The 7,162-nt window shown below is 48.7% G+C and carries 7 protein-coding genes; all 7 read left to right on the forward strand.

Features of this window, described 5'->3' with window-relative positions; translation table 11 throughout:
• Positions 1 to 359 precede the first annotated feature (359 nt).
• The 7 genes from rnpA (at position 360) to rsmG (ending at position 6,926) form a co-directional block, all read left to right on the forward strand.
• Positions 360 to 728 (forward strand): ribonuclease P protein component, encoded by a 369-nt coding sequence (rnpA, locus tag JZI27_RS24355; protein WP_122909544.1) that lies wholly within the window; start codon positions 360 to 362, stop codon positions 726 to 728.
• Between the two features lie 14 nt (positions 729 to 742).
• Positions 743 to 955, forward strand: coding sequence for a membrane protein insertion efficiency factor YidD (gene yidD / locus JZI27_RS24360; protein ID WP_276531912.1), 213 nt, complete (start codon positions 743 to 745; stop codon positions 953 to 955).
• A gap of 44 nt (positions 956 to 999) precedes the next feature.
• Entirely contained in the window at positions 1,000 to 1,767 is a 768-nt protein-coding gene (gene yidC / locus JZI27_RS24365) for a membrane protein insertase YidC (protein WP_122909542.1), read from the forward strand.
• Positions 1,764 to 2,393, forward strand: a complete 630-nt coding sequence (gene jag / locus JZI27_RS24370; RefSeq protein ID WP_122909541.1) for an RNA-binding cell elongation regulator Jag/EloR — start codon at positions 1,764 to 1,766, stop codon at positions 2,391 to 2,393. Before yidC ends, jag begins: the two co-directional genes overlap by 4 nt.
• A gap of 496 nt (positions 2,394 to 2,889) precedes the next feature.
• On the forward strand, positions 2,890 to 4,266 hold the full coding sequence (gene mnmE, locus JZI27_RS24375) for a tRNA uridine-5-carboxymethylaminomethyl(34) synthesis GTPase MnmE (protein WP_280209760.1): 1,377 nt from the start codon (positions 2,890 to 2,892) through the stop codon (positions 4,264 to 4,266).
• 29 nt (positions 4,267 to 4,295) lie between these two features.
• Positions 4,296 to 6,197 (forward strand): tRNA uridine-5-carboxymethylaminomethyl(34) synthesis enzyme MnmG, encoded by a 1,902-nt coding sequence (gene mnmG, locus JZI27_RS24380; protein WP_280209762.1) that lies wholly within the window; start codon positions 4,296 to 4,298, stop codon positions 6,195 to 6,197.
• A 12-nt stretch (positions 6,198 to 6,209) separates the two neighbouring features.
• Positions 6,210 to 6,926, forward strand: a complete 717-nt coding sequence (gene rsmG, locus JZI27_RS24385; protein ID WP_280209764.1) for a 16S rRNA (guanine(527)-N(7))-methyltransferase RsmG — start codon at positions 6,210 to 6,212, stop codon at positions 6,924 to 6,926.
• Positions 6,927 to 7,162 lie beyond the last annotated feature (236 nt).

Raw genomic sequence — 7,162 nt, forward strand, 5'->3', positions numbered from 1 at the left:
AAAGATTAGCGGAAGATAGTATAAGTGCAACTAAGGCTCCGCCAAAAGCTTGGCGTAGCCAAGTTTTCTAATACTTTCATCCCTAATTTCGCTATCGCTATTAGGGATGAAAGTATAAGGAGAACAAAAAGACCTTCTATAGAAGCTTGGTGTTCGGCCAGAAACTGCCGGAATTAACAACCTCTAAATCGTGGTTGACCGTTTTGGATACGCCTCGGATAGAGGTTTTCTTATTGTCTTTTTCTAGGTTTTTCTGACAATCGATTATCTATCAGGGAAAAAAGTGGGCGAAACAAGGATATACTGGTAGATGCTGTTTGTTTTTTCTACTATAATTGTGATGTTAGGGGTTGTTTACCTTGCATCGTTCGCATCGGCTCAAAAAGAATGAGCACTTTCAGGCAGTGTTTCAACGAGGAACTTCCGCTGCCAATAAGCAATTTGTCTTGTATTCTGCCAAGCAGGAGGGACAAGCTGCCTTTCGCGTCGGAATTTCTGTAAGCAAAAAAATCGGCAACGCCGTTATCCGCAACAGGGTCAAGCGGTTCATTCGCGAGGCGGTGGCTCGATTGGAAGCATCCATTCCGCAGGGGCTGGATCTGGTAATCATCGCCCGACCAGGAGTGGAGCAGATGTCGCTTGAGACAATTGAGCAGTCACTTTTGCATGTAATGAAGCGAGCCAAAGTGATCAAACAAGCACCCGTACATAATGGAAAAAGAGGGTGAAGGCAGTGTCCAAAATGATGGTCTGGCTGATTCGGGGATACCAGAAGTTCATTTCTCCGCTGAAACCGCCTACATGCCGATTTGCCCCCACCTGTTCCTATTATGCGATCGAAGCAGTACGACGTTTTGGCGCGTTGAAAGGGGGATGGCTGGCATTACGCCGAATTTTGAAATGCCATCCGTTTCACCCCGGCGGGATCGATCTGGTTCCGGAAAAACGCGAATAATTACATTACATCTCTATTGAAGCGGGGAAAAGGAGGATCATCCCTTGAGTAGACGTACCCTCAGCATGTTGATGCTGGCCTTGCTTGTTTTGGTTTTGTCTGGGTGTAACCCGGCGACAGCTGAGCCAATCGGGCCAGATGCAACCGGGATCTGGGACAAGTATTTTGTATACCCCTTGTCCTGGTTGATCAAAGAGAGTGCCTTGATACTTGGCAACAATTACGGTTTGGGGATTTTGGTCGCTACGATTATCATCCGACTCATCGTGTTGCCGTTAATGATCAAGCAGCTTAAAAGCTCCAAGAAAATGCAGGAACTTCAACCGGAAATGCAAAAAATCCGTGAGAAGTACAAAAACGATCCGCAAAAAGCTCAGATGGAAACCATGGCTATTTTCCAACGGGAAGGCGTCAATCCGCTGGCCGGTTGTTTACCACTTCTGGTGCAAATGCCGATTCTGATCGCGTTCTATCATGCGATCATTCGAACACACGAAATTAATACCCAAACGTTCCTTTGGATGGAGCTGGGTGCCAAGGACCCGTTCTACATCCTTCCTGTTCTTGCAGCCGTTACGACGTATCTGCAATCCAAGATGATGGGACAAACAGTTCAGAGCAATCCACAAATGCAAATGATGATTGTGATCATGCCTCTGATGATCCTGGCTATTGGTGTTACGTTGCCGTCTGCACTTTCCCTGTACTGGGTGTACGGTAACCTGTTCACCATCGTTCAAACGTATTTCCTGTACCGTGATAAAGGCGATAAAAATCCAAAGCCAACTCCTAAGGGGGGAGCCTCCAAGTGAAAAAGGCGGTTGCTACGGCTAAAACGATAGAAGATGCTGTGCAGAAAGCTTTGCTAGAATTGGGTGTGCCTCGTGAAAAGGCAAGCGTTCGGGTGCTCGAGGAGCCAAGCCGAGGGTTGTTTGGACTGATCGGCGCCAAGGATGCCAAAGTAGAAGTGGAATTTCACTTTGACCCGGTTGTAGAGGGACGTAACTTTCTTCAGGATGTACTGACCAAAATGAAGGTAGATGCTCGGGTGGAGTCCCGTCCCAACGAAGAAGGCATGCTGTTTGACATCCAGGGGACCAATCTCGGAATTATTATTGGCCGCAGGGGACAAACTCTTGACTCACTGCAGTATCTTGTAAATGTCGTAGCTAACCGTCATGCGGACAAACATGTTCGTATCACGTTGGATGCTGAAAATTACCGGCTGCGCCGCAAGGAAACACTGGAGCAGCTGGCTGACCGGGTAGCGAAGAAGGCCATTTCCACCAAACAGAACGTTCGTTTGGAGCCCATGTCAGCTGCTGAACGCAAAGTGATTCACGCCTTTTTGCAAAAACGTCATGATGTGGTGACGTTTAGCGAAGGGGACGAACCCAATCGATATATCGTTATTGCCGCAAAAGGAGCCTCTCGCTAGGCTTCTTTTTTTTTTTGAGTTTGAAACGAAACGTTAATGTGCGCCAAAGCGCAAAAGGAATAGCGAAAGATCGTAGAAGCGAAACTCGTGTCCTATGCGTAATACAGTTCCGTCAAAAGCTTTCCGCTAAAATGGGGTTGTCGGTTCGCTCGTCCTCAAGCATGAATCGATCGAGGTTTTCTTATGGAAATTCCTCATCGCAGGACAGAAATTTTTTGGTACAATGGGTTGGGGATATCTCCAATAGCCCTCTTAGGTGACAAAAAACTTGTCCACTGTGGATAAGTACTGCAAGGGTTGGCGGTACGAAAAAAGGATCATACTGTGGATAACCAATACGCTAGCAACCTTGGAAAATGAAGGTTGCTTATTGTTGTTGGCATGTGCTGGAAAGCGTTTGGGATGCAGTTTTCACTTGGAATTTTTAAGCTGGATCTGTTAAGCTAGTAAGTTAGTGGCTGACTCGTTTGGTCTGGAAAGCAAGAGGTGAGTAACAATGAAATTCGATACGATAGCGGCAGTTGCCACACCGATGGGTGAGGGAGGGATTGCCGTCATCCGGGTAAGTGGACCGGAAGCGATCGAAGTTGTGGATCATATATATCGAGGGAAACAGAAGTTGTCCACTGTGGACACGCATACGATTCACTACGGTTATCTGGTAGATCCACAGACAGGTGATCGGGTGGAAGAAGTGCTGGTTTCCGTCATGAAGGCACCGCGAACGTTTACGCGGGAGGATGTTGTTGAGGTCAACTGTCACGGAGGAATCGTATCGGTCGAGCGGGTGCTGGAGCTGATCCTGGATCACGGGGCCCGATTGGCGGAGCCGGGAGAGTTTACGAAGCGTGCATTTTTAAATGGACGTGTAGACTTGTCTCAGGCAGAGGCTGTAATCGATTTGATTCGTGCAAAGACTGATCGCGCATTGAAAGTAGCGCTCAACCAGGTGGAGGGAAAGCTGTCCCGTTTGATCCGACAGCTGAGGCAAAACCTGATTGAAGCGATGGCTCATATAGAAGTAACGCTCGATTATCCCGAGCACGATGTAGAGGAATTTACGCAAAATTTCCTGCGCGAGAAGTGCCTGGAGGTAAAAGCAGAGGTAGGGCGGCTGCTGCAGACAGCCAAGCCGGGAAAAATCCTGCGTGAGGGCCTGTCAACCGCTATTATCGGACGTCCCAACGTCGGGAAATCCTCTCTGTTAAACAGCCTGGTTCAGGAGGAGAAGGCGATTGTTACGGACGTAGCGGGAACGACGCGGGACGTGATTGAAGAGTACGTCAATGTACGTGGAGTACCGTTGCGTTTGATCGACACTGCTGGTATTCGCGATACAGAGGATGTCGTGGAGAAAATCGGTGTCGAAAAGTCCAGGCAGCTATTGAAAAAGGCTGATCTGGTGCTGCTCGTCGTCAACTACAACGAGAAGCTGGGGCCGGATGACTATGCTATTTTTGAAACGGCCAAAGGCTTTCAGGTCATTGTCATCGTAAATAAATTCGATCTTCCTCAGCAAATCGATCTGGAGGAGATCAAGCGTCATTTCCCTGACCAGCCGCTGATCATGACTTCCGCGCAGAAGGAGACGGGAATTGATTTATTGGAGCAGGCAATCGCCGATATTTTCTTCACAGGACGTGTACAGCAGGATGATTTGACCTATGTGAGCAACGCACGTCACATCAATCTGCTGCGTCAAGCGGAACGGGCGATGGACGATGCATTGACGGGAATCGATCAGTTGATGCCTGTCGATATGATTCAAATCGATATTAAAAAAGCGTGGGAGCTGTTAGGTGAAGTGATCGGCGAGAGCGTCGGCGAGGATCTCATTGACCAGATTTTCTCCCAGTTTTGTTTGGGTAAATAGGAAATAGAGGAACAAAGGAGGGTTTACAGATGAACGAAGTACCGACCTATGAAGCTGGCTCGTTTGACGTGATCGTGATCGGAGCGGGCCATGCGGGTAGTGAAGCCGCGCTGGCAGCTGCTCGGATGGGTTGCCAAACCTTGCTATTGACTATCAACCTCGATGCTGTTGCTTTCATGCCCTGCAATCCATCCGTAGGGGGACCTGCGAAAGGGCATGTGGTTCGTGAATTGGACGCTCTGGGTGGCGAGATGGCCCGGAATACGGATAAAACCCACATCCAAATGCGGCTGCTGAATACGGGAAAAGGGCCAGCTGTTCATGCTTTGCGCGCACAGGCTGACAAATTTGCGTACCAGCATGAAATGAAAAGAACGATCGAAAATACGCCGAATTTGCTTCTTCGTCAGGCGATGGTTGACGAATTGATCGTCAACGATGGCGTGTGTGAGGGCGTTTTGACACAGAATGGCGCGATTTATCGTGCTAAGGCAGTCGTACTGACGACAGGCACCTATTTGCGCGGGAAAATTATTCTGGGTGACCTGCAATACGAAAGCGGCCCGAACAACATGCGTCCATCTATCCGACTGGCGCATCACCTCAAGGAGCTCGGCTTTGAATTGAAGCGCTTCAAGACAGGTACACCACCGCGGGTTCACAAGCACAGTGTGGACTTCAGCAAAATGGAAATTCAGCCAGGTGATGAGGTTCCGCGCGCCTTTTCCTATGAAACGACTGAATTTAATACCGACCAGCTTCCTTGCTGGCTGACGTATACCAACGAGGAGACGCATGGACTGATCAACAGCAACCTGCATCGGGCACCGATGTATTCGGGAACGATCGAGGGAGCGGGAGCACGTTACTGCCCATCGATTGAGGATAAGGTAGTCCGTTTTAACGACAAGCCACGCCATCAGATTTTCCTTGAGCCAGAAGGACGGAATACGGAAGAAATGTATGTGCAAGGGCTGTCCACGAGTATGCCCGAAGATGTGCAGCTTTCGATGCTTCGCTCGATGGTTGGGATGGAGAATGCGAAAATGATGCGTCCAGGCTATGCCATTGAATACGATGCTGTCGATCCTACTCAACTGTGGCCTTCATTGGAAACAAAATTGCTGCCGGGCCTTTTTACAGCGGGACAAATCAATGGTACTTCCGGCTATGAAGAGGCTGCTGCCCAAGGCCTGATGGCTGGAATCAATGCCGCCAGAAAAGTACAGGACAAACCTCCCGTTATTCTGGGGCGGGAACAGGCCTATATTGGCGTACTGATTGACGATCTGGTCACAAAAGGGACGTATGAACCTTATCGTCTGTTGACTTCGCGTGCTGAATATCGCCTGTTATTGCGCCACGATAATGCGGATCTGCGTCTGACTGATATTGGCCACGAGATTGGCTTGATCAGCGATGAGCGTTACCAGCGCTTTACCCAAAAACGTGATCTCATCGAACAGGAAAAGGAACGTGTGCTCAACACGCGTGTACGCCCGGATATGGCACATGTGCAAGAGGTTTTGCGCGAGGCGGGTTCCCCTGAGCTGACAGAAGTGATCGAACTGGCTCAGTTGTTGCGTCGCCCAGAGTTGAACTACCACCATATCGCTCAAATGGCACCTGCTCCAGTCGAGCTTTCTGAGGATGTCACGGAACAGGTAGAGATTCAAATCAAGTACGATGGATATATTCGCAAATCGCTGCAGCAGGTAGAGCGGATGAAAAAGATGGAGGAGCGGCGCATACCCGAAGATATCGATTATCACAAAATCTCCGGTATGGCGAAGGAATCTCGCGACAACATGAGTCGGATTCGTCCGTTGAATATTGGGCAGGCGGCACGTATCTCCGGAGTCAATCCTGCTGATATTTCTGTTTTGATGATTTATCTGGAACAGTACAATCGCGTAGGAGCGGCTGAGTAAGGAGAGTACCGGATGACAAGAGAAGAGTTTGCTAAGGCTTTATATGCAAAAGGAATTGAACTGTCTGCCCAGCAGATGGAGCAATTCGATCTCTATTTCCGCCTGCTGGTGGAATGGAACGAAAAGATGAATTTGACTGGGATAACAGAAGAGGGGCAGGTCTACAACAAGCATTTCTACGACTCGATAACACCTGCTTTCTACTTTCCCTTTGACCAGGTCGAATCGGCGGTAGATATCGGGGGAGGTGCTGGCTTTCCCAGCATCCCTCTGAAAATTTGTTTTCCTCATTTGAAAATGACGATTATCGATTCATTGAACAAACGGATGAGCTTTTTGCAGCATGTTGCAAATGAGTGCGGGCTGGAGCATGTATATCCGGTACACGGCCGTGCCGAGGATCGCGGACAGGAACCTGCATATCGAGAAGCCTTCCAATTGGTTGTGGCGCGTGCAGTTGCCCGTTTGAATTTGTTGTCTGAGTTCTGCCTGCCTTTTGCTCAAGTCGGGGGCCATTTTATTGCTTTAAAAGGCTCTGAGATCACACCTGAGTTGAACGAAGCCAAAAAGGCGATTAAAACACTGGGCGGCAAAACACGCAAAGTGGAATCGTTTCATCTCATGGAGGATGCAGGGGAGCGGAACATCGTCATTATGGAAAAGGTGGAGCACACGCCGAAAAATTATCCTCGTAAAGCTGGAATACCTGCTAAGAAACCAATCATTTAATGAGAGAGAGCCGCGCCTACGCGGCTTTTTTCTACGTGTAAGAAAGTTTAATTGCATGACAAGGTGCCTCAGCGTCTGCAGTCTGCATCTAGCATTATTTCGGTAAAACATTCCGCTAAAACGCGGTCGCTCCTCCCTGAATAGGCCTCGATAGAGGTTTTCTTACTATATAGGAAAGTATATAATTTTGAGGGGCGCAAGCCCCTCTATTTGTTGGTAAAATCGTTATATGGAGA

The sequence above is a fragment of the Brevibacillus sp. AY1 genome, assembly GCF_029870785.1.
GTDB lineage: Bacteria > Bacillota > Bacilli > Brevibacillales > Brevibacillaceae > Brevibacillus > Brevibacillus invocatus.

Coding starts and splice junctions, on each gene's coding strand:
- mnmG (WP_280209762.1), top strand. CDS start 4,296: ATGAACGAAGTACCGACCTATGAAGCTGGCTCGTTTGACGTGATCGTG.
- yidD (WP_276531912.1), top strand. CDS start 743: ATGATGGTCTGGCTGATTCGGGGATACCAGAAGTTCATTTCTCCGCTG.
- rsmG (WP_280209764.1), top strand. CDS start 6,210: ATGACAAGAGAAGAGTTTGCTAAGGCTTTATATGCAAAAGGAATTGAA.
- mnmE (WP_280209760.1), top strand. CDS start 2,890: ATGAAATTCGATACGATAGCGGCAGTTGCCACACCGATGGGTGAGGGA.